General features: G+C 65.8%; 20 protein-coding genes. 17 read left to right on the top strand and 3 right to left on the bottom strand.

The genetic code is table 11. From position 1 onward, the window contains the following. Window positions 1–2: 2 nt before the first annotated feature. The 16 genes from ABD848_RS19300 to ABD848_RS19225 all read left to right on the top strand — a co-directional run bounded on the left by ABD848_RS19300 (window position 3) and on the right by ABD848_RS19225 (window position 20700). A complete protein-coding gene (locus ABD848_RS19300; protein WP_344974428.1) occupies window positions 3–5432 on the top strand; it encodes an amino acid adenylation domain-containing protein in 5430 nt (1809 codons plus the stop codon). A 61-nt stretch (window positions 5433–5493) separates the two neighbouring features. Next, window positions 5494–6771, top strand: a complete 1278-nt coding sequence (gene fes / locus ABD848_RS19295; protein WP_344974425.1) for an enterochelin esterase — start codon at window positions 5494–5496, stop codon at window positions 6769–6771. A 95-nt stretch (window positions 6772–6866) separates the two neighbouring features. After that, window positions 6867–7988, top strand: a complete 1122-nt coding sequence (gene leuB / locus ABD848_RS19290; protein ID WP_344974422.1) for a 3-isopropylmalate dehydrogenase — start codon at window positions 6867–6869, stop codon at window positions 7986–7988. A 109-nt stretch (window positions 7989–8097) separates the two neighbouring features. Beyond that, on the top strand, window positions 8098–9543 hold the full coding sequence (locus ABD848_RS19285) for a pyridoxal phosphate-dependent aminotransferase (protein ID WP_344974419.1): 1446 nt from the start codon (window positions 8098–8100) through the stop codon (window positions 9541–9543). Between the two features lie 47 nt (window positions 9544–9590). Further along, window positions 9591–10982, top strand: coding sequence for a hypothetical protein (locus ABD848_RS19280; RefSeq protein WP_344974416.1), 1392 nt, complete (start codon window positions 9591–9593; stop codon window positions 10980–10982). Window positions 10983–11027: 45 nt separating this feature from the next. Beyond that, window positions 11028–12434, top strand: coding sequence for a 3-isopropylmalate dehydratase large subunit (gene leuC / locus ABD848_RS19275; protein WP_344974413.1), 1407 nt, complete (start codon window positions 11028–11030; stop codon window positions 12432–12434). Window positions 12435–12447: 13 nt separating this feature from the next. Then, a complete protein-coding gene (gene leuD / locus ABD848_RS19270; RefSeq protein ID WP_344974410.1) occupies window positions 12448–13059 on the top strand; it encodes a 3-isopropylmalate dehydratase small subunit in 612 nt (203 codons plus the stop codon). A 90-nt stretch (window positions 13060–13149) separates the two neighbouring features. Then, complete coding sequence (locus ABD848_RS19265; RefSeq protein ID WP_344974407.1) at window positions 13150–13350, top strand: MbtH family protein; 201 nt, start codon at window positions 13150–13152, stop codon at window positions 13348–13350. A 236-nt stretch (window positions 13351–13586) separates the two neighbouring features. Next, complete coding sequence (locus ABD848_RS19260; protein WP_344974404.1) at window positions 13587–13925, top strand: uroporphyrinogen-III synthase; 339 nt, start codon at window positions 13587–13589, stop codon at window positions 13923–13925. Window positions 13926–14275: 350 nt separating this feature from the next. Then, complete coding sequence (locus ABD848_RS19255; protein WP_344974401.1) at window positions 14276–15109, top strand: S8 family peptidase; 834 nt, start codon at window positions 14276–14278, stop codon at window positions 15107–15109. A 332-nt stretch (window positions 15110–15441) separates the two neighbouring features. After that, entirely contained in the window at window positions 15442–15777 is a 336-nt protein-coding gene (locus ABD848_RS19250) for a YnfA family protein (protein ID WP_344974394.1), read from the top strand. Window positions 15778–16044: 267 nt separating this feature from the next. Next, window positions 16045–16848, top strand: coding sequence for an SAM-dependent methyltransferase (locus tag ABD848_RS19245; protein WP_344974391.1), 804 nt, complete (start codon window positions 16045–16047; stop codon window positions 16846–16848). Window positions 16849–17589: 741 nt separating this feature from the next. Beyond that, complete coding sequence (locus ABD848_RS19240; RefSeq protein ID WP_344974387.1) at window positions 17590–17766, top strand: hypothetical protein; 177 nt, start codon at window positions 17590–17592, stop codon at window positions 17764–17766. A gap of 336 nt (window positions 17767–18102) precedes the next feature. After that, window positions 18103–19056: a hypothetical protein gene (locus ABD848_RS19235; RefSeq protein WP_344974382.1), complete on the top strand. Its 954-nt coding sequence runs from the start codon at window positions 18103–18105 to the stop codon at window positions 19054–19056. Window positions 19057–19313: 257 nt separating this feature from the next. Further along, window positions 19314–20024 (top strand): helix-turn-helix domain-containing protein, encoded by a 711-nt coding sequence (locus ABD848_RS19230; RefSeq protein WP_344974378.1) that lies wholly within the window; start codon window positions 19314–19316, stop codon window positions 20022–20024. A 121-nt stretch (window positions 20025–20145) separates the two neighbouring features. Continuing rightward, a complete protein-coding gene (locus ABD848_RS19225; RefSeq protein WP_344974375.1) occupies window positions 20146–20700 on the top strand; it encodes a dihydrofolate reductase family protein in 555 nt (184 codons plus the stop codon). Window positions 20701–21200: 500 nt separating this feature from the next. Here ABD848_RS19225 and ABD848_RS19220 read toward each other — a convergent pair whose 3' ends face one another. The 3 genes from ABD848_RS19220 to ABD848_RS19210 all read right to left on the bottom strand — a co-directional run bounded on the left by ABD848_RS19220 (window position 21201) and on the right by ABD848_RS19210 (window position 24013). Next, window positions 21201–22886 carry a DUF6119 family protein gene (locus ABD848_RS19220; protein WP_344974371.1) on the bottom strand — a complete coding sequence of 562 codons (1686 nt, stop codon included), beginning with the start codon at window positions 22884–22886 and terminating at the stop codon, window positions 21201–21203. 108 nt (window positions 22887–22994) lie between these two features. Continuing rightward, window positions 22995–23324: a hypothetical protein gene (locus tag ABD848_RS19215; protein WP_344974369.1), complete on the bottom strand. Its 330-nt coding sequence runs from the start codon at window positions 23322–23324 to the stop codon at window positions 22995–22997. Beyond that, window positions 23321–24013 (bottom strand): DUF4352 domain-containing protein, encoded by a 693-nt coding sequence (locus tag ABD848_RS19210; protein ID WP_344974366.1) that lies wholly within the window; start codon window positions 24011–24013, stop codon window positions 23321–23323. The genes ABD848_RS19215 and ABD848_RS19210 overlap by 4 nt, the downstream gene beginning before the upstream one ends. Window positions 24014–24437: 424 nt before the next feature. Here ABD848_RS19210 and ABD848_RS19205 point away from each other — a divergent pair, with 424 nt between their 5' ends. After that, on the top strand, window positions 24438–26507 hold the full coding sequence (locus ABD848_RS19205) for a serine/threonine-protein kinase (protein ID WP_344974363.1): 2070 nt from the start codon (window positions 24438–24440) through the stop codon (window positions 26505–26507). Window positions 26508–26530: the final 23 nt, after the last annotated feature.

The raw sequence follows: 26530 nt of genomic DNA, 5'->3' as shown, positions 1-26530 counted from the left end.
ACCTGCAAGAACAAAACATGCAGATGCGCCAGTACGAATACAGCCCCCTCAACCAGGTCCAGCAATGGAGCGAACTTCCCGCCAACGCCCCACTGTTCGAAACCCTCTTCGTCTTCGAGAACTACCCCGAGGACGAGGACAGTGAAAAGGCGCTGCGCTTCACGGAAGCGAGCTCGCGGGAACAGACCCACTACCCGATCAACGCCGTGATCACCTTGGGTGAGCAGCTCGGCATCAGCCTCTTCTACGACAGTCGACAGTTCGACAACCGAACGGTCGAGGCGATGCTCGCGCACATGCAACAGATCTGTCACGAGCTTGTGGGCTCACCGCAGCAGCTTCTGCCCCAGGTGACCATGCTCACCGACGACGAGCGCACGCGGGCGGTGGAGGAGTGGAGCACCGAGACCACCTCCGACATCGAAGCCACCTATGTGCACGAGCTCATCGAGGAGCAGGCACGGGTGACGCCCGACGCGATCGCGGTGGTCCACGAGGACAGGCACCTGACTTATGCCGCGCTCAACAGTCGCGCCAATCAGCTAGCACATTGGCTGCAAGACCGCGGCGTCGGCCCTGAGGTCCAGGTCGGGCTGTGCTTGGAGCGCTCGCCGGAGGCCCTTATCGGCCTGTTGGGCATCCTGAAAGCCGGCGGCGCCTACGTTCCCATCGACCCGCGTTACCCGACCGAGCGCATGGCGTTCGTCATCGAGGACGCGCGGATGCGTCTGTTCCTCACGGAGTCGCGGCTGCTGTCGAAGCTGCCGGCCGGAGACCTGCACACCCTCTGCCTGGACTCGGAATGGTCCGCCGTGGCCTCCGAGCCGACGGAGACACCGTCGACGACCCTGACGCCCGAGAATTTGGCCTACATCATCTACACCTCGGGGTCGACCGGAAAACCGAAGGGGGTGATGGTCGCTCACCGGTGCATCCACCACATCGTGCCGTGGATTCGGCTGCACCCCTCCTTCAACAGGCGGCAGAACGTCTTGCAGGTCGCCTCCCTGAGCTTTGACTTCTCTGTCTGGGAGATCGTCCTGCCGCTGGTGACGGGCGGCACGCTTCACTTCCCCAGCAGCGACATGCGCATGATCGGCACCGATCTCCACGACGTGTTGACCGAGCGGGCCATCGAGATCTTGAGCTTCACGCCGGGGGCGCTGGCCACCCTGCCCACGGAGCCGCTGCCCGACCTGCGCACGCTGGTCGTCGGTGGTGAGGCGTACTCGGCGGACCTTATCCGGACGTGGGCGCCCGGCCGCGACTTCTTCCACGTCTACGGGCCGACCGAGACCACGGTCTTCGCCACCGGAACGCACACCGACGAGCACCTGGAGACCATCCACATCGGCCGCCCGATCACCAACGTGCGGACCTACGTGCTCGACTCCTACATGCAGCCCGTCCCGGTCGGGGTTCCCGGGGAGCTCTACATCGGCGGTATCGGGGTGACCCGGGGCTACAGCAACCGCCCCGACCTGACCGCCGAGTCCTTTGTGGCAGATCCGTTCGGCGAAGAACCCGGAGGCCGCCTTTACAAGAGCGGAGACCTCGTCAAGTACCTCCCGGACGGAAACATCGAGTTCGTCGGCCGTGTCGACAGCCAGGTGAAGATCCGGGGCTTCCGGATGGAGCTCGGCGAGATCCAAGCGGTGCTCGACCAGCATCCGCTGGTCCAGAGTTCCGCCGTGCTCGCCCTGCCGGACGGCTCCAGCAAGCGCCTGGCCGCCTACGTGGCGCTCAGCGAAGAGCCCTCGAACATCACCGAGGTGCTTCAGGATCACCTGAAGGAACAGTTGCCGTCGTACATGGTTCCTTCGGCGTTCGTCTACCTCGACCAGCTTCCCCTCAACGACAACGGCAAGGTGAACCGGCGGGCGCTTCCGATGCCGGAGGAGAGCTCGGCACCCGCGCTCTCCGAGAGCGCGCTGCCGCGGACCAAGACCGAGGCGCTGCTGGCCGCGATCTGGGAAGAGGTGCTGGAGCAGAGCTCCATCGGCATCTTCGACGATTTCTTCAGTTTGGGCGGGCACTCGCTGCTCGCGACGAAGGTCGTGGCCCGCGTCCAGCAAACGTTCGGGGTCGAACTGCCGATCCGTGCGTTGTTCGAACGCTCGAGCCTCTCCCAGCTCGCCGCCGACCTGGACGGTCTGCTAGAGGAACAGGACCCGCACGAGGTCGTGCCCCTGGTGCCGGTGGCACGCGACGAGCCCGTTCCCGCGACATTCGACCAGCAGCGACTCTGGTACATGGATCGCCTGCACCCCGACAGCGCCCTGTACACGGTGGGCTGGCTGCTCCACCGACCCGCCGCCGTTGACGCGGAAAGGCTCAAGCAGGCGCTGGAAACGCTGGTCGCGCGGCACGAGACGTTGCGGACCACCTTCCGGGAGAGCCACGGGCGAGTGTGGCAGGTCATCGCGGAGACCGGTCCCGTGGCCCTCTCCGAAGCCGACCTGTCGGAACAGTCGCCGGAACAGCACCCCGAGTCGGTGAAATCCCTCACGCACGAGCTGTGGACCCAAAGCTTCGACCTCACCGAGGGCCCACTGTTGCGCACACTGCTCATCCACCTGTCCGACAGCGAAGCGCTCATGGCGTTCAGTGGGCACCACGCGATCGTGGACGGCTTCTCGGTCCGAATCTTCAACGAGGAGCTGATGCAGATCTACGACGCCCTCGCGACGAGCGAGGCGGCTATGCCCGCCCCGCTGCCGATCCAGTACGCCGACTATGCGGTATGGCAGCAGCAGTGGCTGCAAGAGGAACGCCTGCAACCGCACCTCCAGTACTGGAAGGAGCAACTGGCGGAGGCGCCCGCGCTGATCTCGCTGCCGACCGACCATCCCCGGCCCGCGGTCCAGGACTATCGGGGCGCCAATCACACGTGCTCGCTGCCGTCGGAACTCACCGAACAACTCAAAAAGGTAAGCAGCGAGAACAAGACGACGCACTTCATCACGGTGCTGAGCGCCTTCGCGGTCCTGCTTTCGCGCTACAGCGGGCAGGACAAGGTGGTAATCGGCATTCCGGTCGCCAACCGCAACCGGGTCGAGACCGAGCCGTTGATCGGGTTCTTGGTCAACACGGTGGCCCTGTGCGTGGACCTGGAGGGCAACCCGACCTTCGCGGAGGTGCTCCAGCAGGTTCGCTGGAAGCTCCTGGAGGCGCAGAGCCATCAGGATGTGCCGTTCGAACGCATCGTGGAGGAGCTCAAGCCCGAGCGCAGCCTGAGCTACAACCCCGTGTTCCAGGTGATGTTCACCGGGCTGGACAAGCTCTTCGACGAAGGTGACGACGAGGGGGAGCAGCCCGCCTGGATTCACGAAATCTTGGACTCCGGCATCGGCGTGTCAAAGTTCGACCTGGGGTTGAGCCTCCAGCGCAGAGAGGGCGAGCTGGAGTTTAACTTCGAGTACAGCACCAATCTCTTCGAGCGGGACACCATCGCCGGCCTGGGCGAACACCTGCGCAACCTCATCGCGGAGGCGCTGGCAGCGCCGCAGACGCCCGTCGGGCGGTTCACGCTTCTCTCGGCTGCGAAACGAGCAGAGATTCTGGAGGAGCGAAACGCCACATATGACGCGGAGGCGCTGCGGCCGCTGTGCCTGCACCAGTTGTTCGAGGAACAGGCGCGCCAGACTCCCGAACGCATCGCGCTGTCTTTCGAAGACCATCAGTTGAGCTACGCCGAGGTGGACCGCCGTGCCAACCGGCTGGCGCGCACCCTGCGCGACAGCCACGGCGTGGGGCCGGAAACCCCCGTCGGCGTCTGCATGTACCGTTCGCTCGACCTCGTGGTCAGCCTCCTGGCCATCCTCAAGGCCGGCGGTGCCTACGTCCCACTGGACCCCGACTACCCCTCGGAGCGGCTGGCGTTCATCGCCGAAGACGCTCAGGTCCAGGTCGCCCTGGTCCAGCCCGACACGGTGGACCATGTCGATTCCCTACGCGGGCAGGGCGTTCGGTTCATCGAACTGGGCGGGAGCGACACCTCGTGGCTGGCGGCTGGCCCCGAGCCGCTGGACGTGACGGTGAGCCCGGACAACTTGGCCTACGTGATCTACACGTCGGGCTCGACGGGCAAGCCCAAGGGCGCGATGCTGTCGCACCGCGGCATCTGCAACCGGCTGCTCTGGATGCAAGACGCCTACGAACTGCGGGAACACGACCGTGTCCTCCAGAAGACGCCGTACAGCTTCGACGTGTCGGTCTGGGAGTTCTTCTGGCCCGTCATCGTCGGCGCCCAACTCCACGTCGCACAGCCCGACGGGCACCGCGACCCCGCCTACCTAGCCGAGCTGATCGAGCGGCAGGGCATCAGCGTCCTCCACTTCGTTCCCTCGATGTTGCAGGCGTTCCTACAGCAGCAGACCGTGGCCCAGCAGTGCCAGGGCATCAGGCACGTGGTGTGCAGCGGAGAGGCCCTTCCGCTCGACGTCCAGGAGCAGTTCCAAGAGGCGCTGCCGAACACGCGGCTGCACAACCTGTATGGCCCCACGGAGGCATCGGTCGATGTCAGCTTCTGGGAGTGCAAGGACATTCCGGGGGCCACCACGGTGCCCATCGGCCGGCCGGTGGCCAATACGCAGCTCTACATCCTGACCGAAGCGATGGCGCCGGTACCGGACGGTGTCATCGGTGAGCTCTACATCGGCGGTGTCCAGCTTGCGCGCGGCTACCTGGGGCGCCCGGAGCTGACCGCCGAACGCTTCGTAGCCAACCCCTTCGGCCCCGGTCGGCTCTACGCAACGGGTGACCTGGCCCGGTACCGGGCTGACGGCGCTATCGAGTACGCCGGGCGCAAGGATCACCAGATCAAGATCCGCGGCTACCGCATCGAGATCGAGGAGATCGAGGCCGTCCTCGCCGAGCACCACGACATCCAGGGGTGCATGGTCGTCGTGCACGAGGCCACGCCCACCGACAAGCGGTTGACCGCCTTCCTCACGACGAAGGACGGCCACGAGGTGGACCAGGACGACCTACGGGCCTACCTCCTCGAGCGACTTCCGGAATACATGGTGCCCACCTACTTCATGACGTTGGACGAATTCCCGCTGAGCGCCAACGGCAAGGTGGACCGCAAGGCGCTGCCCGGGCTGTCGGACGTCGTGCAGCAGGCGCAGAACAGCGGAACCTACGTCGCCCCCAGGACCGAGACCGAAAAGATCCTGGCAGACCTCTGGGCGAACCTGCTGGAACTGGATCAGGTGGGCGTCCAGGACGACTTCTTCACCCTTGGCGGGCACTCGCTCCTGGTGGCTTCCATGTCGACCGAGGTCCAGGAGAGATGGGGCATCGCGCTGATGCTTCCGACGGTCTTCCAAAACAGGACGGTCGAAGCGCTCGCGGACGTCATCGACAACAGCGTCGAGCAGGGCGATAGCGAAGAGCTGGACGCGGACGAGCTGTTCGATCTGCTCTGAGAATCCTCGCCGCCTTACCCCCCACCGTTATCGCCCCTGCACGACATCAGGAGGAAAGACCATGCTCACTCAGGAAAGATCCATAGCAAGCCCCCGAGTCGCCCGTGTCGCGGCGGAGGTCGAGGCGGGCAACCGTGACGCCCTCGACAAGTTCTGGCAAGAGGTCGCGGAGTCGGGTTCACCGCTGATGGAACAGGTCGACGACGACGATTCGCAGACTCTGGTCACATTCCTGTGGCGAGACCCCGGCGACACTGAAAACGTGGTCGTGCTCTTCTTCAGCGCACCGAGCAACGGCGACTTCAGTGAATACCAGATGGAAAACCTTCCGGGTACCGATCTCTGGTACAAGTCCTACCTCCTGCCCTCAGAGGTACGGACGACCTACCTGCTTTCGGTGAACGACTCGTTGGTGCCGTTCAATTCTTACGCGGAGATTCTGCAACGCCTCCCGCAGTACCGGCCCGACCCGTTGAACCCCCGGGATTACACGCTTATGGGGAATCCGGACCAGTTCAAAGTGTCGGTGCTGGAGCTTCCCGGGGCGCCGAAACAGCCGTGGAACATCCCACGCCGCGGGGTGCCGAAGGGCAAGAGCCACATGCACTCGATGCGCAGCTCGATCCTGGACACACAGCACCACATCGGCGTCTACGTACCCCCCGACTACAACCCCGACGGCGACGAGTACAACGTTTTTCTGCTGTTCGACGGATGGTCGTACTACAACTTCGCCTCCATCACGACCGTGATGGACAACCTTGTTTACACCGGCCGGATTCCCCCGTATGTCCTGGTCATGCACACCAATGAGGACCAGGAAATCCGTGCCCGCGAGCTTCCCTGCTACCCGGCGTTCAATGAATTTTTGAACAAAGAGCTGATGCCGTGGGTTCACGAAAATTACAACATTACCTCGGATCCCGCGCGTACTGTTGTGGGCGGGTCCTGCTTCGGTGGTCTTGCGGCGGCTTACTGCGCCTTCAAGTCGCCAGAGCGCTTCGGCAACGTGATCTCCCAGTCGGGCTCGTTCTGGTGGCCGGGGAAAGGCGTTCCCGACGTCGAAGAAGAGTGGCTGACACAGCAGTTCAAGAAGAGCTCCAAGCTGCCCATCCGATTCTCTATGACGATCGGGAGTATGGAGCAGGCCATCATGGAGTTCGACCCGATGACGACACACGAGAACATGCGTGACGTCTTGCGGGAGAAAGGCTACGAACTCGACTACTTCGAATACATCGGGGGCCACGACATGATCTGTTGGCGCGGCTCCATCGTCGATCAGCTGCTCTTTTTCCACCCCAAGGAGAAGAGCTCATCTCCGAAACGGCAAGCGTAATGTGCGCTTCCCATCCGCGAGCTGTTCGGATTCAGGCCGTTTGACGACGAACGTGCACACGAGAATCGCCACCCTCTGCGAAAGGTGCTAGCCCGATGAGCGATGCCACGATCACTGTGCTGCCGGGCGATGGTGTCGGCCCCGAAGTGACCGCGCAGGCCCTCCAGGTTCTGCATGCCGTGGAAGAGCTGTACGGTCACACGTTCACGGTCCACCAGGGCTTGGTAGGGCTGGCTGCCATCGCGGCTGAAGGGGTGGCGATCTCGGAGACCACGTTCGAGACGTGTGCACACAGCGACGCCATCCTCTTCGGGGCGATCGGCAGTCTGCCCGCCGGAAAGAACCACAGCGGTGGCCCCCGGCCAGAGCAGGCGCTGTTTCGGCTGCGCAAGGAGTTTGGCTTCTTCGCCAATCTCCGGCCGGTCCGCCCCGTCGAATCCAGGTACGACGCCTCTCCACTGAAGCCCGAATACCTCAAAGGCACGGACCTGATCTTCGTGCGGGAGCTGTCGGCCGGGCTCTATTACGGGCATTTGGAGTCGGTGCCCGGCAAACCCAGCGAGATCCGTCGCACGGGTGACGAGGCGGAGGCTATCGACACCCTCTTGTACACCTCACACGAGATCGAACGTGTCGTGCGGACCGCATTCGAGATCGCCGCCGATCGCGGAGGCAAGCTCACCTCGGTGGACAAGGCCAACGTGCTCAGCTCCTCGGTCTTGTGGCGAGAGGTCGTGGCGCGCGTGGCACGTGACTATCCCACGGTGACCTACGAACACATGCTCGTCGATGCCTGCGCCATGGGGCTGATCAGGAACCCGGCCGACTTCGACGTCATCGTCACCGAGAACCTGTTCGGCGACATCCTCACCGATGAGGCCTCGATGCTCACGGGCTCCATCGGCATGCTGCCCTCCGCCAGTCTCGGGCAGCGGCGCACCGAGAGCGGGAGCTTCGGACTGTACGAACCCATCCACGGCTCGGCCCCCGATATCGCCGGACAGGACAGCGCCAACCCCATTGGAGCGGTTCTGTCCGCCGCCCTGTTGCTACGCCATTCGCTCGGTTTGCACCGGGAGGCTTCGGCTGTCGAAAAGGCCGTCGAGGACGTGATCCACCAGGGGTACCGGACGGTGGACCTGCACGAAGGGGGGTGCACGGTCATCGGAACCCAGGAAATGGGGCAGCGAATCCGCGACACATTGATGCAGCCCTGAACATGATGTACAGGCTTCTGTCAGTTCAGGGCGGAGCCATAAATCGACGATCGACCGCGGTTTCACGCGTGCGCTATTAAATGAATTGGTAGCTGGAGGTTACCCAATAATGATGCTGCAGAATTTCTCCTCAGAGGCTGCGGCCGGACTTGAAGAGCAGCGCATGCTCGTCCGGCAAGCCCGCAAGGAAATACTGCAGCGCCATAGAGCCCGCCTGGGAGAAAGCGCAGAGCCGCCCATCCGGGTCATGGCGCGAATCGTTCAAGATCTGGAACGAGAATGCGTGGAACGTAACTTCGATCAAGCGGCTATTCGGCACGAGATCGTGAACCGGACGATCGGTGACGTCAATGTGCGCCTCATCAACGAATGCGAGGGCGAGGCAGGCGGCCCCGAGGATTTTCGACTCTTGGGAGACGAACTCGGCATCGCACTGCCGGGAGAGGATCTGAACGGCTACACCGCCTCGGGAGAGGGGTACCGGTGGCTGCGGGAGCAGATGCTGGAAGCGGAGCGACACCTCCTCTCTAAAGGCCACGACCTGCGTGTCTACGACATTCACGGTGTCGGCAATCCAGTTCTGCGGGGCTGGCTGGCCGACGACATGCAGCACTGGGGATTGACGGCTTCCGCACAGCATGTGGCCGTCGGGCTGGGAGCGACGGACTGTATCGACAAGGTCCTCCGAGGCTTTGCCCGCCTGTCCAGACTCCAGTCTCAGCCGCCGGGCGCGGTCCTTTTCGCCGCCCCCGGATTCAACATGCCGGAGCTACAGGCCACCTCCCACGGATACCGACTGCACTCGGTTAACACCCGAGCAGAAGACGACTTCAAGCTGACCGGCCCGCTGCTCTCGCAGACTCTTGAAGAGAACCCGGACATCAACATCGTCTACCTGGCGGTGACGAACAACCCGACGACGTTCGCCTACTCCCCCGACGAACTCTCGTCCCTCCAGGACGTCATACGGCGTTTCGCGCAACAAGGGCGACGGATCTACATCCTCGCAGACCTGGCCTATGTCGGAACGGGTCCGCCCGCCGACGATCAGGCGCGCATGCAAAGCCTCACCTCCGCAGCCGATATAGCCGACCAGATGATCTACGTGAGCAGTTGGTCGAAGACGCACACGTTGACGGGGGAAAGGTTCGGCTGGATTGTTTTCGGCGACACCGAACTGGCCGGAAAAATGGGGTCGAGCTGGACCAACAGTGTGGCCTCCCTTCCCGGGGAGTGGCAGCTACGCTTCATGGCTTATCACGCTCTTTTCCGGGAAAACCCTCAACTGATCGAAAAGATCCGCAAACTCTACCGGCTGCGCCGCTCCCGGCTGCGAGAGCAACTGGAGAAGCTTGATAAAGAACACCGTCTCTTTGAGCAAATCTACCTCGACGACGACGTGACTATTTACAACTGGAGCAAGCTCCGGGAAGGCGAAGACTCTTTCTCCGTCTTTGAGAAAACCGGGCTTGCCGGAATACCAGGTTCCACCTTTGGTTACTCCGATGATTACATCCGCTTCTCGGTCGGCATCTTGCCCGTCGCGACGGATTGACGGCCGGCCGTGCTGTGGGGGGATTGTTTTCCTGAAAAGGAGAGGTTATGCAGAAAGAAAAAGCCAACTCCGCAGACGCCGCGAGGACGGACATGAACTCCTTCGATGTGCCAACGAACTTCAATTGGAACAACGAAGAGAGTCCACTCGCGCCGCTCCCGCAAAATATCCCCGGTGAGCCGCTCGCTTCGCAGGCCGCCGGTACCGAGCTTGTCTCGGAGTGCCTGCGGGACGGGCTCCAGGGCACCGCCAGCTATCCGTCAGTCGACAAGATGCTGCAATACCTGTCCCTGCTCAGCGACTTCGGGATCACCTACGCCTGTGTCGGGATCTACCCCGGTGAGGCTGGCACGCTCAACGCGAAGATGAAGGAGCTCCTCGCGCGGATGCGAGACGAGGTTCCCTCCATCGTTCCCTCCGTGCTCTCCATGTGCACGGAGGAATCGCTGAAGTGGACCATCGAGTGCAAGGAGATTCATCCGGGACTCGTATCCCTCGTGTTCATGGGCACCGCTCCGTCTCGGCGGCTCGTCCAAGGCTGGGACCTGAGCTTCATCCAGGACAAGCTGGACACGTTCATCAGGAAAACCGTGGACGTGGGCATCCCCGTCATCGCGGGGACCGAGCACACCAGCCAGACCTCCCCCGAGGACGTACGCGCGATCGTGCGCACCCAGGTTGAGGCGGGCGCCCACAGCGTCGCCATGGCCGACACGATCGGCACCATCCGGCCGCTGGGCACCTACCGCCTCGTACGCTTCGTCCGGCAGGAGCTCGAAGCTCTGGGCATGCCCGACGTGAAGTTGGAGTGGCACGGGCACCGCGACATGGGCAACGCGTTGGGCAACGCGATGATGGCGACCGCGGCCGGGATCGACCGTATCCACGTCGTCTCGCGCGGCGTCGGCGAGCGCTCCGGTAACGCCTCCCTGGAAGAGATTGTGCTGAATCTGGCCGCCATCGAAGCAGAGGCCGGTCTTCCCCCTCGTTGGGAGATGCGAGAACTCCTCCCGCTGATCTCGTTCTACGGGGACATGGTCGACGTCCCGGCGCCGGAACACGGAGTACTCGGGCAGCGCTACAGCCACACCTCCTCGGGCATTCACACCGACGCCATCCTCAAGGCCCACGGTCTGGCCGACAAAGCCCGGGGCGCGAAGGACTTCGTTCTGGAGGACAAGCTGCGGGAGATGGCCAGCACCGTGTACTCGGCCGTCAACCCGGAGACCGTCGGCGGCACCACGTCTGTGGGCGTCAGCCCGTGGAGCGGCCAGAGCACGGTGAAGCTCGCCTACATGAGCAGCGGGGGCGACCCCCAAAAGCTCTCTTCGGAGGCCATCGAGAACGCCCTCGCTCGGGCCAACGAGCTGGGCCGCGAACTGACCGCCGAGGAGCTGGAAGCGAGCTACGCGGAGGCTTCGGCGCCGCATGGGGCCTAAGACCCCCTTAGACGTTGCGACAGGCATGCTTGGAGGAACCCTACGATGCCCCCTCGAACAATGTTCGAAAAAATTTGGGACGCACACATCGTGCGTGACGAGCCCGGTGAGGTGCCGATGCTCTACATCGATCGACACCTCACCCATGAAGCGACCTCGCCGCAGGCTTTCGCCGGCCTGAGGGAGCGCAATCTCCCGGTCCACCGCCCCGAGACCACCATCGCCGTGATCGACCACAACGTTCCCACCACGCCGGGGCGTCGGCTCGTCGACGTCGTGGACGAGCCGAGCGTGATGTGTATCGAGACGATGGAGGAGAACGCGCGGGACTTCGGCGTCACGCTCCTCGACATGAACAACGAAGACCAGGGGATCGTGCACGTGGTGGGACCGGAACTGGGCCTGTCCCTGCCCGGTATGACGGTCGTGTGCGGTGACTCCCATACGTCCACCCACGGGGCGCTCGGCATCTTCGCGGTAGGTATCGGAACCAGCGAAGTGGAACACGTGCTGGCCACCCAGTGCCTGCTACAGCGCAAGCCCAAAACGATGAACATCCACATCGACGGGGTGCTCAGACCCGGTGTGACTGCGAAGGACATCGCTCTTGCCGTGATCGGCAAGCTCGGTACCAACGTCGGTACGCACCACGTCATCGAGTTCAGCGGCTCCGCCGTTCGCTCGTTGACGATCGAGGGACGCATGACGCTGTGCAACATGGCGATCGAGGCGGGGGCGAGGGCGGGCATGGTAGCCCCCGACGACGTCACGATCGAGTACGTGCGCGGGCGACGCTTCGCTCCCTCAGGTGAGCTCTTCGAACAGGCGGCAGAGCAGTGGAAGGCGTTGGCCACCGACCCGGGTGCCCGCTTCGACGCGGAGTACCACCTGGCTGTCGATGACCTGGCCCCGCAGGTCACGTGGGGGACCAACCCCGGCATGGTCGTCGATGTCACAGGAACGATCCCGGACCCCGCTGCCGAGAGCGACCCGGTGGCCCGGGCGGGAATCGAACAGGCGCTGGAGTATATGGGCCTGGAACCGGGACAGCGCATTCAGGACGTGGAGGTCGACACCGTTTTCATCGGGTCGTGTACGAACTCGCGGGTGGAGGACCTTCGCATGGCGGCCGGCTACGTCGCCGGCAGGCGGGTCGCGGCCAACGTGCGGGCCATTGTCGTCCCCGGTTCGATGAGCGTTCGCCGCCAGGCCGAAGAAGAAGGGCTGGCCGACATATTCCGCGAGGCGGGCTTCGAGTGGCGCGAGGCCGGGTGCAGCATGTGCATCGCCATGAACGGGGACCGCCTATCGGCGGGCGAACGGTGCGCCTCGACGAGCAACCGCAATTTCGAGGGGCGTCAGGGGCGTGGCGGCCAGACCCATCTGGTCAGTCCGGCGACGGCGGCTGCGACGGCTGTAACCGGCCGCTTCGCCGATGTTCGCGCCCTGTAGAGAAAGGACCTCCATGGAGAAGTTCATCACCCATGATGGTGTTGCCGTGCCGCTGGCACGGACCAATGTGAACACAGATGACATCATCCCCGCGCGTTTTCTCAAGTCGATCCGCCGCACCGGCTTCGGTAAATTCCTGTTCGCCAACTGGCGGTACCTCGAAGACGGTCACACGCCCAATCCGGATTTCGTGCTGAACGAGCCCGGCTACGAGGACGCGAGCATTCTCGTGGCGGACGAGAACTTCGGCTGTGGCTCTTCACGGGAGCATGCTCCGTGGGCGTTGCGCGAATACGGGTTCGTGTGCATCATCGCCCCGAGCTTTGCAGACATCTTCTACAACAACTGCTTCAACAGCAACATCCTCCCGATCACACTGGCCTCCTCACAGGTCGCGACGCTCCTCAACTCTCTCCGGCCAGGCGCGTCCACGTTGCACGTCGATCTCCCCTCTCAGTCTGTAACGACTGCGGAGGGACACACGTTCCACTTCGAAATCGACCCCTTCAACAAGAATGCCGCTATGGAGGGGCTGGACAATATCGGGTGGTCCCTCTCCCACAAGGACGAAATACTTGCCTACGAGAAGGCCCGTAGGCAAGAAGCGCCGTGGCTCTTTCCCTAGAAGATCGCGGAACACCCATCCCCTCTTTTCTTAAAAGTAGCGCTGCGAGAAACAGCGGGACCCCCTGACGACAAAGGTTGGAGATCAACAATGGACGACAGCCAGATGAAGGTCCTCGTCAACGACGAGGAACAGTACTCCCTGTGGCCGTCCTACCTCGACATTCCCGCGGGTTGGCAGGACACGGGGGTGAGCGGCTCAAAGGACGAGTGCCTCGCCTACGTGCAGGAAACCTGGACCGACATGCGCCCGCGAAGCCTACGCAAGCAGATGGAGGAGTCGGCGAGCTAGGTTCTGTTTTTGAAAAGGGCGGCGAGGACGGGCGGTGGGTAAAAGAGGGTGAGCGCCCCCGCAGACTGCCGAGATCGCGCAGCGATCGAGGCACGAGCGAACGAAGAACACCCCCACGGCCCCCAGCCGTCCGAAAAACAGAACCCATGCCGTCGGCGAGTCACCGGATCTGTCGAGTGAGACATCGCAAACGATCACTCGGCAAAAAGCGTGTAGCAGTTCTAGAGGAGCTATTCATGGACGAACTCGTCGAACGTCTCTGCGTTGAGGGGCACAACGTCGTTGTCGGCGGCCCGTCGCCCTCGGCGGAGGAGCTGCGGCGGCGCATCTCCGAGCTGGGCTATGTCTTCATCAAATTCCCTGATTCGCAGGGAGGAACCGACCTGGGCGTGCGCGTCGACGAGACCGCCACCGACCTGGGCAAAGCGGACTTCACCAATGCCAGCGGGAGCGTGCATCTCGAGGGGACGCTGACGCTGAACTACGTGAAGGTTCGCTGCGTGGCCGACATCGACCTGGCGTCGCTGAGCGGGACCGGCCACCTGGTGGCGCTCGACGAGGCGCTTGCGAAGTAACCCCCGTAGGCCCTCGGGCCGCGCCGCCGCGCATCGGAGATCTCGCACGGATTCCGTCGGTGGCGTCGCGGCCCGGGCGCACCGGGAAGCGGGTACCTACCGCGTGTCGGGCGTGCCGCGACCGGGATTCTCGACCGGCGCGGCCGCCCGCCTCCGGCGCGTGCGCAGCAGGATGCGCCGAGGACTGAACACGGTCGGGGATATCGGCGGATAGCCCCGGACAACTGCGGCCTGCTGACTTCGCTCGCCCGAATCGGGTGGGCCCGTCATGCGGGCAACACGAGCCTTCACCACGACGAGGAAAACTGCGAGCAGCTTTGTCAACCATTCGACGTACGAATCCGCCTCATGTGACGCAGTCGGCCCCGCCATCCTGGGGACTGGACCGAATCGATCAGCCCGAGCTTCCGCTCGACCACTCCTACACCTACCCGTCGGCCGCCGGGGCCGGCGTGGACGTCTACATCGTCGACACCGGTATCGACTATGACCACCCCGACCTGCGGGGGCGTGCGAAACCGGGTTTTGACGCCTTCGGCGGGGACGGCAGCGACGACAACGGCAACGGGACCCACACGGCCGGGATCATCGGCGGTGCCGAGTTCGGGATCGCCAAGGAGGCGAACCTGATCTCGGTGAAGGTCGTCAACGCCGAGGGCGGCGGCAGCATCGAGGGGCTGTTGGAGGGGATCGACTGGATCACCAAGAACGCTTCAGGCCCCTCGGTCGTCAATTTCGTCATCGGTCTCCCGCCCACTGACGTTCTCGACGATGCGATCCGCAGGTCCATCGCCTCCGGGATCACGTACTCGCTGGAGGCCAGCGCCGACTCCGAGGATGTCAGCAACGCCTCCCCGGCGCGCGTGGCCGAAGGCATCACCGTGGGCGCCTCCGACCGTGACGACCGGGTCGCCTCGTTCAGCAACCACGGCGCGGGGCTGGACCTCTACGCCCCCGGTGTGGACATCACCTCCGCCTGGCTGGACGGAGGGACCTCCACCATGTCGGGTACCTCGGTCGCCGCGGCGCATGCCGCCGGCGTGGCGGCGCTGTATCTCAGCCAACACCCGGAGGCCACCCCCGACGAGGTGCACAAGGCGCTGGCCGGCTCAGCCGTGGTCGGCGTACTCGCCGGCGTGCCGACCGAGACCACACCCAACAAACTGCTTCAAACAGTGCGCTGACTCCCCCGGGCAAGGTTTCGTTTTCTGAACGGCTGGCGTGTGGATGGCGGGTTCGCGGGGGTCGGGGGGCTGTCGGCAACGGGGCGGCGAAGGTGGGGCGACCGGGGCGGTCGCCGGCCGCCCTCGCAGGGGAGGCCAAGCGGGGTACGTCCACCATGATCGTGACGTGGGGATGTCCGCCCGACGATTCGTGCCGCCCAGGATCGCCCAACGGCCACTCGCAGCGATCACGCCGCCCAGACCACCCCCAGGTGCGCGCACTCGCCCCCGCCCCACGGTCCGCTCGATGAGAGCATGAGGAAGCCGCCCCCGACCGAGCCGGAGGAGACCGCGTGCTGATCCTGCGTTCCGTGGTGCTGTTCGCCGTGGCCGCCTTGTTCGAGATCGGCGGCGCCTGGCTGGTGTGGCAGGGGGTGCGCGAGCACCGGGGGCTGATCTGGGTCGGCGCCGGGGTCATCGCCCTAGGGCTCTACGGATTCGTGGCAACGCTACAGCCCGAGGCCCACTTCGGGCGCATCCTGGCCGCCTACGGCGGAGTGTTCGTCGCCGGCTCGCTAGCCTGGGGCATGATCGTCGACGGCTTCCGCCCCGACCGCTTCGACATCCTCGGCGCTTTGATCTGCCTGGCCGGAGTCGCGGTGATCATGTACGCACCCCGCGGCGGTTGAGGGGTGTTCGACGACGACCGCGCCCACCGACGCTCCGACGCCCCCCGCCTGCCATCGCCATGGCCGCATCCAGGCGGGTCGTCTCCTCGCCCGGCGCTGAAGGCTGCGCCGGTACCGCCGTTTTCCGGTCGCCACGGCTCTCCCGCATCGCTTCGAGCAACGGCCGGCCCACTCCCCCGGGTACTTGCCCACGGATTCGACAGGGGCATTGAATGGTCGGGTACCACCCGTTTGCGCCCCTGAAGCGCCACTGTAGAAAGCAGGAACGTGTCCGCTGAGACTCCTGAGCCCACCATCGACACCTCGATCCCGCACAACGCCCGTATCTGGAACTACTGGCTGGGCGGCACAGACAACTACCCCGTCGACCGGGAGATGGGCGAGCAGATCCGCTCGTTCTTCCCCGAGATCGTCGACAACGCGCTAGCCGACCGCGAGTTCCTGCGACGCACCGTCACCCACCTGGTACAAAACGAGGGCATACGGCAGTTCCTCGACATCGGCACAGGGCTACCGACCGGCAACAACACCCACGAGGTCGCCCAGTCTCTGGCTCCCGAGGCGCGCGTGGTGTATGTGGACAACGATCCGCTTGTGCTCGCACACGCTCGTGACCTGCTCGCCAGTACCGAGCAGGGCGCCACCGACTACGTCGACGCCGACCTGCGTTCCCCGGAGACGATCCTGGAGGCGGCCCGCACAACCCTGGACCTGTCGGAACCGGTGGCCCTAATGCTGCTGGGCGTGGTCAACTTCGTGAGCGACGACACGGAAGTACGCTCGGTGCTGGACCGGCTGCTGGAGGCACTGGCTCCAGGTAGCTACCTGGTGATCTCCCACCCCACCGACGATCTCGACCCCGAGCGCGCGCACCAGGTGGCCGCAGCGTGGAACGAACGGGGCACCCCCAAGCTCACGGTGCGTTCTGCCGCGGGGATCGAGGCGCTCTTCGACGGTCTGGAACTGCTGGAGCCAGGCGTGGTCTCGTGTTCGCTATGGCGCCCGGAGACGACCGAGGTCGACCAGATCCAGCCGGTCTCCGAGTACGGCGGTGTGGCCCGCAAGGGCTAGCTTGCGGCCGGACCCGCCCGCTTCGCAGACCGAAACAAGCGCCTGACCTGGTCGGACACCGAAATCCGGGGGGATTGGACGTGGTCTGACCACTGGGGGACCACACGGGGCGCGAACGGTGTGACCGGATGTATCGCCTCCTCACAAGCCCCCGGCCTCCGCGGTGCTCGCCGCCGCGGAGGCCGTGTCGCGTTCACCGGCGGCTGCGGTGTCATAGCGCCCTGGCGAACGGCTCCGCCCTCCTGCGGCGACTCCCCGCATGCGCGGGGACAGTATCGATTCCGAGCGGGCAACCGAGCCGCCCCCCGGGCCCTACCCAGGCAGGGCCGGTGGTGGTCGACAGTGTGGGAAGTGGTGTCGTCCGCTCGTGCCTCGATCGCTACGCGATCTCGGCAGCTTGAAGGGCGGTATACATGCCTCTCCTCACCCCACAACCTCAACACCTCAAAAAGAGGCGATATACAAACACCCCCACCCCACAACCTCGGCGCTTTAAGGGGGACAAAGCAAAAGGACAGCGCTGAGTAAAGGGACAACGCCACGAAACAGCACCACCACCTCATCTTGAGGCTGACCCCCTTGAGGCTGCCGAGATCGCGCCGCGATCGAGGCACGAGCGAACGAAGAACACCCCCACGGCCCCACCTCCAGCCGTTCGAAAAACAGAACCCAGCCGAGTGCGTTGTGGCGTGCCGCCACCGATCCGCGAGCGGAACCACCGAAAACCAAGGAGGAGCGCTCATGTCTTTCGCGAATTTCACGGCGCCCGCCGGCTTTCGGCCCGCAGCGGAGAGGGAACGCATCGTCGACCGCACCACCGACCTGTACGCCGAGATCTACGGCGACCAGGACCGCCCCACCACTATGGCTCTCCTCAAGGACGTCACCGCCCTCGCCATGATTCAGGGCGACGGCTGAGTCTCCCCCGCCCGCACGCTCCGGTCGGCGCTGAGCCGGCGACCGCCGGGCCTCCAGGCCAGGCGAAGCCCCCTTCCAGCGCCGCCGTCGCCGCAACCTTGAACCGGCCTCGGCGGTCGCCACTCCCCTGTTTGGGAAACGCCGCGAAACCGCCGCGTGGAAAGCAGCGCCCAGGTGCGCGCGTCGACGGGACGTCCTCCTCAGGTCGTACGACGGATGCCTTCTCGACCGATGACGCGGCGTATGTGTATCCGACACGCTGGGTTGTGCGATATCGGGCGACATAGGCCGACACGGCGCGGACGCCCGCTGCTTTCGACAACCAGGAGTGAGTCCGTGACCACCACTGATGAGACCCCCCGTCCCTCCGCGGCAGGGCACGCACCGCGAAGACGCCGCTCCCCCGCCGCGGCACTGGCCGCCGCAGGGGCCGTCGCCGCGCTCGCCGGCGGCTGCGGGGCCGCCGCATCCCCGCCGGCTCCCGCGCCCGCGATCCCCACCCCCGCCACCACCGCCTCCCTCTCCGCGCAGGACGTCAACACCTGGCTCGACGGACTCATGCCCGCCGCCCTCGAAGACGCCGGTATCGCGGGCGCGGCCGTGAGCGTCGTCCACGACGGCGAACCGCTCACCGCCCGCGGCCACGCCTACTCCGGCACCGGGCCGAGCGGGGGCGGGCCACAGCCGGTCGCCCCCGCCGAGGGCACCGGGATCTTCGTACCCCTCAATAGCGGCGGGCACGAGCGGACCACCGGCCGCCAGCCGCAGGGGACCGTGCTGTCCGGGGGCGTCGACCGCGTCGAGGCGCTCGGTGTCGCTTCGGCGCTTCCCCCGCTGCTCAGCGACCCGGGACCGGCGGCAATGCTGTCACTGCCGGTGGTGCTCGCCTCCGTGGTGGTGCTCGTGGGGGCGATGCTCTCCTGGCCGATCGGCGCTCTCGTGCGCTGGTGGCTGTCCCGGCCCCAGCGCGACCGGGCCGGGTGGTGGCCCCGCCTCCTGACCCGGATCGGTGTGTCCGCGAGCGTAGTGGCTTTGCTCGGGTGGTGGGCGGCTCTCTATTTGACCATGTTCTCCGGCGAGGCCCCCTCGGCGGTGGTGTGGCTGCTGAAGTTTCTCCAACTGGCCGGCCTGTTCGCGATCCTGCCCGCCACGTTGGTCCTCGTCGACGACATTCATCGCGGGGCGGGAGGGGCGAGACGGATCGGCAGCGGACTCGTGCTGCTGGCCCTGCTCGGCAGCGGTTGGTACGCCATGGCTCTTGGCCCGCTCTCCCCGTACGCGCCGTACTGAACCGCCCGCCGGCAGCGTGTCGAGAGGGCCGCGCTGCCGGCAAGGCTCCCACGGGGGGAAGATCCCCCTCCGGCGCTGTTTTCGTGTCCTTGGTGCCCGCCCAACCGGAACGGGTGCGATGACTCTCGACGGCCTGCCGGGGCTGGAGGGCGCCAGGGCCAGGAAAGACGGCGGCGCCGCCGGGGCTCGGACCGTCGTGTGCGCCACACGGTCCACTCCGATGACGTCAGGGCCGCCTGTCACCGGGGTGGGCAAGAATGGCCGCCATGGGCCTGGAACTGGAGAGTCGACCGTCGGAGTCGCCCTACATCGAGCGGGTGTGGCACAGCCGCAGCTACGACGTCGCCCAGATGACCTCGATCGCGATACCGCACTGCGAGCTGGTCGTGTGGCAGCAGCACGGCCAGGTCAGGGTGACGGTGCGCGGACCGGAGACGGTGGCGGGCTCGGCGCCGGTTCCCCATGACGCCACGTTTTTCGGGATCGTCTTCTCGCTGGGCACGTCGATGCCCCATCTTCCGGTCGGCCAACTTGTCGACGACGCTGTCGAGATCCCGGACACCACGGGCCGATCCTTGTGGCTGCGGGGCTCCGTCTGGCACCTTCCCGACTACGACAACGCCGAGGTGTTCGTGGCGCGGCTGGTGCGCGCCGGGGTGCTGGTCCGTGATCCGCTCGTCGCCGCGGTGCTTGACGGCGCCGCCCCGGAGGTGTCCGAACGCACCGTGCAGCGGCGTTTCGTGGCAGCCACGGGGCTCACCCAAGGCACCGTGCGCCAGATCGATCGGGCCAGGCAGGCGGCGGCGCTACTTCGCGAGGGCGCGCCGATCCCCGACGTGGTGCACGGGCTCGGCTACTTTGACCAGCCCCACCTGGCGCGATCGTTGACCCGCTACATCGGGCGCAGCGCCACACGGGTAAACGACCGAAATCCGGCGGAGCCGTTGTCGCTTCTGTACAAGACCTAAATCGGCTGCTCCCCTAATCTTCCAAGGGCAAGCAGCGAGGCCGGCCGCACCCAGACACCGTCAGGCGCTGTCGTGGGAAGTCGGGGGAACGCGCCGGCCTGGAATCAGGGAGGGTGTCATCGTGCGCAAGGTCGTTTCGGGTCTGTTCATGTCGGTCGACGGGGTGGTGGAGTCGCCGGAGCGGTGGCAGTTCGCCTTCGATGAGGAGATGGGCGCGGCGATGAACGCGGCGCTGGAGGCCGCCGACACGGTTCTGCTCGGGCGGGTGACTTACAGCGAGTGGGTCGGGTACTGGCCCAAGGTGACCAGCGGCGAGGATGTGGGCTTCGCGAACTGGATCAACAACACGCCCAAGTACGTCGCCTCAACCACGCTGGACAGCGTCGAGGAGTGGCCCAACAGCACCCTGATCAAGGGCGATCTGGCCACCGCGGTCAACCAACTCAAGGCCACCGAGGGCCAGAACATCTCGATCTCCGGCAGCCCCACCCTGGTCCGGTCCCTGTTGGATCAGGACCTCCTCGACGAACTGATGCTAATGATCCACCCCGTGATCGCCGGCCAGGGCCGCAAGAAACTCTTCGCCGACGACACCCCATTCAAACGCCTCGAACTGGTCAGCTCCCAACAGACCACCAGCGGCACCCTCATCGCGACCTACCGCCCGGTGCGCTAGGTGCTCGCAGCGATGCGCCACCCCACCATCGCACCACAAGGGGTGGCGCCCAGCCGGCACGCAGCACGTGGAACGGCGAAACGAGAGGGTTTTGCTACGCAGAGCCAGGGAATGACGTTTGCCCTGTCCCGTCTTCTCTGTGTGAGGAATCGTCCGTAAGCAGCCCCGAGGAAACTGACCCGCGCGCGGGGTTCAGGCACCGCCTCGGAAGGCCGCCCACGAGCCTGGGAGTCACCAAAGCGGGGCCAGAATGCCCAGACATCTGGGACCTGAACAACGGGGACATCGTCGTCATCGGCCACAACGTCACGGAGGCTCACCACAGCCGGTATCCCAGAACTCACCGAACCAGAAATTCAGGCACCCACGCTCTGTAATCCGAAATAAGGAGCGAATAGTGTCGTGCCGGTTCCTCAGGTGCATGGGTCCCAACTCGAAGCTGTCCGTAACGAGGCCGCGTTTGGACGCTGTGGTGACGCACCTCGGCTCGGGTTCCGCTCTCAGCGGTAGATCGGGACGATCTCGACCTCTGCGTTCATGGCACGGAGGCGGCGGACCGATTCCAGGAGAGAGACCTGGGCGAAGGCGAAGAGGGAGTCAACGGTGATGCCCTCACCCTTCTTGAGAAGAATCCCGAAGACGACACGCAGACTACCGAAGTCTTGCAGCAGACGGTGGTTCGGGGTGTGAGCTCGCACCTGTTCGAGGAACCGCTGACGAACCTCGCTATCGCCGCGCAGTACTTCCACTGCTGTCACTCCCTGAGCGAAGAGGTGGCTGAGCGGCGCGCTCTTCGAGAGCGCTTTTTTGACGCATATCAACTGGTTGTCCGGGCCGAGCACATCGCAGATCTCCAGCCCGCCACCCTTGAACTTCTCGGTGACGACGGTCTCCTTGTCAAAATGCAGGTAGCCGGGTTGCGCGGCAATTTGCTTGTTGTACCAGCCCTCGTCGTGAGAGTCCTTTCGATCCTTGCCGATCTCCCCTTTCGGCCATGATGGAAGAGTTACGGTCGGCTCCTCCGCTAGGAGCCGCTGCAACTCTTCCTCCAGAGTCCGCAGGAAGTCCGCGCCGACCTCGAACCACTCACCCTGTCCGTAGAAGAGGCGGTCGGTCTCGACAGGGATGTCGGCGATGAGCCACTCGTGGCCCCGTGTGGTGCCACTGGCCGGCGTCTTCAGGTCATCGTCGCTATACGGCACGATGCGCACCTTTCCCAAGGCCCGCAGTCGCTCGCCCTCCGGTTCGTCTTGGACAAATGACAAGAGTGTGGGCAGGTCGAGGTCCGCCAGCTCTTCGCTGCGGGTTCCCCGCGAGATTCGGAACGCTTGGGCGGAGGCGAACGCCTCTTGGCAGGACTCCGGAACTCCCAACGTCAGTCGAGGGCTTTCCGGATTCGCAAGCAAGGTTTCCAAGGCGGCTCGTGCCTCGGTGACTTTGCGGCCACGAGGCTCCAGCGTGCGAATCCGGGCGAGACCCCCCAGCTCCGGCAGCGGCTCCTCGCGGGCACACACCTCCTCGATAGCACGCAGATCGTCAAGGAAATCCTCCGGTGTGGTCGCAAGGGGGAGCTTGATGGTCGACTCGGCGCACTCGACCTTCACTCTTTCGGATTTCCCGGACCGCAGGGACGTCAGTTCGATGCCGCTGACAGTTCCGCAGATGCGCCGGACGATCGCGCTGAAACGGTCGAGGCCGAAGCCGTCTATACGCTCACCCCTGGCGACCGAGTACTCGTCGACACGTCCACGGCCGTCCATAATCTGGTTGCGCACCTTGATGACGCCGTCCTCGTCGAGACAGCGGGTAGCGAACTCGATACCGAATCGATCGTCCCGATAGTAGGGGTCGAGCATGTGGTACCCCACGCCGTAGCTGAGCGCATAAATACCTTGCTTCGTACGCATCAAGACGAGCCCAGCCGCCGCGTGACTGCGCTCGTTGACGTCGAGCCCGCTAATCGCTTCGACCGCAGCGCACCAGTCGGCGCGGTCTCGAGGGATGCCTCCTGTCACCAAAAGACCTTCGATACCGTCTCGAACGAAGGCTCTGACCTGGTAGTCGTCACGATGCAGGTAGCGGTCGCGCACGAACTCGCGGAGTTCCACGCGGGTGCCGCCGGGGACTCGCAATCGATGCAGCGTGGACTTACGGGTGCGGGAGTTGGATCTACTGTCGCCACTCATAGAGTGCTCACGTTCTCCTTCCGGTTCTCGCTGACTGCCACGGAATTTCGTCGGTTACGCGAGAGTGCGGGCCGCAGGCCGAGGGCCGACGGCCCGCACTCGTGGGTGTCAATCGGACGGGGGATGCTGTGTGCTCGTCGACCGGCTCTCGGGGGGACGCGACAGCGACCACGCCGCGACGAGGGGGACGCAGCCGACCGCGGCGAGCATGGCGATCGGAACCGCGACCACCGAACGCAGGGATGCGCAGGCCGCTTCCGCGGCGCCGCCCCTGCCTTCCGTGAGCGCCGTGGTCCAGTCGTCCACGGCGGCCTCGTCGGAGGGGACGAACGCGGTCCCGCAGGAGGAACCCTCGGCCGAGAGCGGCACCAGGCCGCCGGCCGCCGCTGCGACGAAGCAGCCGAGTCCGATGAGCAGGAGGATGCGCCGCGCCGTCATGACAGGCTCACCACCGCCGAGGAGTCCAGGGACAGCCAGTCCCGAAGCTCGATCTCGGTCGGCTCCACGCCGGCGGGCACGTCGTAGACGAGCTTGCCCTCGACCTTGTTTCCGGGGTTGATCTCGTTGAGGAAGCTGTCGGAGTCCAGCGCCAACTCGGCTGAGGTGTCGGTGCTGTACTCCTTGCCCTCGCCGTCCAGCAGCGTCTGGCTGGAGGAGTCGAAAGTGCCGGCCTCGTCGCCGATGTTCTCGACGGTGACGTGCACGATGACGTACTGGCCCTGCGGGGTCTCGCTCAGGTACGGGTTGTCGCCGACCTCCTGGACGCCGGTCTCGACCTCGGTGACGGTGAAGGCGAACGCCCCGGACTCGACGGTGTCGCCGATACCGGCCGCCGCTTCCTCCTGGCTGTCGTCCGCGTCGTCGCCGCTTCCGCCGTCCCCGGAGTCGGTGTCGGAACCACTCGCGGTCGTCTCGGACGAGGATGTCCCGGAAGACGAGCCGCCCGGCTCGTCGCCGCTGCCGCCGACGAGGGCCATGCAGCCCACGCCCAGGAAGAGCAGGAAAAGGAACCCGCCGCACCCCAGGCAGCCCCACAGCCACCAGTTCTTCTTCTGTGGAGCACCGGGCTGAGGCGAGTAAGGCCCCTGGGGCGAGTGAGGTGCGTGGGGAGGTTGCTGTCCGTGCATAGGGGGCTCCTTCTTCGTGATCGTTGCGCGGTCCCGCCTGGTTTTCGGCCGGCCCGCAGTCGGTGGGGAGGCGTCCTGCCCGCCGTTGGTCGGGACGGGGCAAGGGCGCGGTCGATACCGCCGCCTCGCACCGCGAGGCGGCGTGCAGGACACGTGTGTCGTGCGGTGTCATCTGGGACACTCACGCCTTCACCGGGGGGGCGGCTTCGAGGGACGGGGCAGGGAATCCGGAACGCGCCTCCGGTGCCGGCCGCCGCGCTACGGCTCTACAACTGCGCGGCGAACCGAGAACCAGCATGCATCCGCCATGACCATAAAGCCATGATTTTTATTGATAACCCCCGTTGTCATTTTTCTGTTTTACTTATCTTCGTTGTTCTTCTACGGTGATTCCGCCCCCGCCGCAGCGAGCAAGGAGTCCCGGATGCCCCAGACACCCGCGCTGCTCTCCCTCTCCGACATCGCGGCCCTGGCTCGGGTCCAGCGGCCGGTCGTCTCCACCTGGCGCCGCCGGTACCCGGACTTCCCGCGTCCCGTCGCCGCGGAGGGCAACCGCGCCTGGTTCGACGGCCGTGAGGTGACCGCCTGGCTCACCGCGACGGGGCTGGGCAACACCCCCGACGACGACCTCCGCGCCGAGCTCGCGCTGCACGGCCTCATCCACCACGCCGGCGAGATCGGCGCCGAACGGCTCGTCTCTCTCCTGGGCTCGCTGCTGTGCCTGCGGCAACTGGACGACAAGCCCCTGGCGGAGACCACCGCCGACAGTCTGCTCGATCGGGCCGAGCGTATGGACTTCGACGACGAGTTCGTCCTGCGCGAGCTACGCGACGCCCCCGAGACGGCCGCGCGGATCGCCCCGCTGGCCGAAGAACTCGTCGAAGCCGCATACACCCCTGCCGGCGCCCACGAGCAGCTCATGGCGAGCAGGCACCGCCTGGGACTGGCCGGCCCGTCCACCGCTCCCCTCGCCACGGAGGTACGCAGGTTGATCGTTCACGTGGCCGATCCCGCACAGCGTGCCCTCGACCGCGGGGACCTCACCGTCGCCGATCCCCACGCCTGCTGCGGCGACCTGCTCAACGACATCGTGACGGCCGTGGACGCCCCCTCCGCCGTCGGCGTTCTGGCCGCCGAACGCCGCGAAGGGCTCGCCCGCCTCGTCCGCCGCAGGCTCCTGTTGACGGGGGTCGAGGAACTCGACCTGGACGTCCGAATCGGTGTCGAACTGGAGGAGAGGATCACCGATCCCGACCTCGTCGTGACCGCCCTGCCCTACCGGGCCGGCGAGACCCGCTCCAGTCTTGAGGTTCTCGAAGAGGTCGAGGCCATCGGCGACCTGCTCGGCCCCGGCCGCACAGCGGTGATCGTCGGCCCCGCCGACGCCCTGGTCGACGAACTGACCTCCCCTGCCACAGTCGAGGTCCGATCGCGTCTGCTGGGCAGCGGTCTGGTGGAGTCCGTCGTCAGACTGCCCGGCGGCGCCGACCCCTACCGGCCCGGCTACGACTGCGCCCTGTGGACCCTCACCCGCGAGCCCGTGGACAAGGCGCGCGGCTACGTCCTGCTCTGCGACGTCAGCGGCGAGGAACTGGACGGCGACGTCCGCGCACGGCTGGCCGAGGACATCCTGCTGTGGCGCGCCGAAGGCGCCTCGTCGGGCGGGCACGCCGCCCGTTACGGCCGCGCCGTCCCCGTCAAAGAACTCCAGGAGCGGTTCGGCGCGCCCCTCGTGCCGCCCGGCCCCTCAGAGGCCCGACGGCTCTCCCGGACGGCCGACGACCGTCCGGCGCTCATCGCCGAGGCCGAGACCCGCCTCTCCGAGGCCGCGGAAAGGTGCCGTACCCACACCGCCACGCACGGCTCTTTCCGCAGCGGCCTGATGCGCCGCGTCGCCGACGCGCCCGCGAGGACCACGGTCGGCGCGCTCGTCTCCCAGCGGCGCCTCGCCCAGGTGCGAGGGCACCGGATCTCTCCGGAACACCTCGACCGGCGCGGCGGGATCGCCGTCCTCGGCCCCGAGGAGATCCTGGGACGGGCGCCCCGCGGTTCCCGCCGCGTCGACCGGGTGCTCCTGGCCGCCGAGTACCCCCACGCGAGTCTCACCGAGCCCGGCGACGTGGTGTACACGACCAGCCCGGAGTTCGGCACCGTGGTCGACGACGAGGGAGGCTCCGTCGTGGCCTTCCCCGCCCGTGCGCTGCGACCGGTCCCCGACGCCAGACGCCCGCTGACTCCCCGCGTGCTGGCGCTGCTGCTGGCGACCGCCCCCGGAGGCGGCAGGTCCCCCAGCGCGGTGCGCGCCGCTCGAAGCGTCGAGGACACCCCGCTGCCCGAACTTCCCCCCGCCGAGGTGAGACGCCTCGACGCCCTGCTGGCCGAGATCGAGCGCAGGCGCGCCCTCCTGGACGCCCAGTACGCCGAACTCGACGAGATCCTCGGCCTGGCCGGGGCCGGTTTGTCCGACGGCACGCTGACCGTCCCCGGCACCTGACAGACTCCCGTCATCTTCTGCCC

This window comes from Salinactinospora qingdaonensis, assembly GCF_039539445.1.
Taxonomy (GTDB): Bacteria; Actinomycetota; Actinomycetes; order Streptosporangiales; family Streptosporangiaceae; genus Salinactinospora; species Salinactinospora qingdaonensis.
This window is presented reverse-complemented; position numbering and strand designations above follow the sequence as displayed.

What these genes read in the sequence shown, in the direction of transcription:
- fes (WP_344974425.1), top strand. Translation starts at nt 5,494, where the DNA reads ATGCTCACTCAGGAAAGATCCATAGCAAGCCCCCGAGTCGCCCGTGTC.
- leuB (WP_344974422.1), top strand. Translation starts at nt 6,867, where the DNA reads ATGAGCGATGCCACGATCACTGTGCTGCCGGGCGATGGTGTCGGCCCC.
- ABD848_RS19285 (WP_344974419.1), top strand. Translation starts at nt 8,098, where the DNA reads ATGATGCTGCAGAATTTCTCCTCAGAGGCTGCGGCCGGACTTGAAGAG.
- ABD848_RS19280 (WP_344974416.1), top strand. Translation starts at nt 9,591, where the DNA reads ATGCAGAAAGAAAAAGCCAACTCCGCAGACGCCGCGAGGACGGACATG.
- leuC (WP_344974413.1), top strand. Translation starts at nt 11,028, where the DNA reads ATGCCCCCTCGAACAATGTTCGAAAAAATTTGGGACGCACACATCGTG.
- leuD (WP_344974410.1), top strand. Translation starts at nt 12,448, where the DNA reads ATGGAGAAGTTCATCACCCATGATGGTGTTGCCGTGCCGCTGGCACGG.
- ABD848_RS19265 (WP_344974407.1), top strand. Translation starts at nt 13,150, where the DNA reads ATGGACGACAGCCAGATGAAGGTCCTCGTCAACGACGAGGAACAGTAC.
- ABD848_RS19260 (WP_344974404.1), top strand. Translation starts at nt 13,587, where the DNA reads ATGGACGAACTCGTCGAACGTCTCTGCGTTGAGGGGCACAACGTCGTT.
- ABD848_RS19240 (WP_344974387.1), top strand. Translation starts at nt 17,590, where the DNA reads ATGTCTTTCGCGAATTTCACGGCGCCCGCCGGCTTTCGGCCCGCAGCG.
- ABD848_RS19230 (WP_344974378.1), top strand. Translation starts at nt 19,314, where the DNA reads ATGGCCGCCATGGGCCTGGAACTGGAGAGTCGACCGTCGGAGTCGCCC.
- ABD848_RS19220 (WP_344974371.1), bottom strand. Translation starts at nt 22,886, where the DNA reads ATGAGTGGCGACAGTAGATCCAACTCCCGCACCCGTAAGTCCACGCTG.
- ABD848_RS19215 (WP_344974369.1), bottom strand. Translation starts at nt 23,324, where the DNA reads ATGACGGCGCGGCGCATCCTCCTGCTCATCGGACTCGGCTGCTTCGTC.
- ABD848_RS19210 (WP_344974366.1), bottom strand. Translation starts at nt 24,013, where the DNA reads ATGCACGGACAGCAACCTCCCCACGCACCTCACTCGCCCCAGGGGCCT.
- ABD848_RS19205 (WP_344974363.1), top strand. Translation starts at nt 24,438, where the DNA reads ATGCCCCAGACACCCGCGCTGCTCTCCCTCTCCGACATCGCGGCCCTG.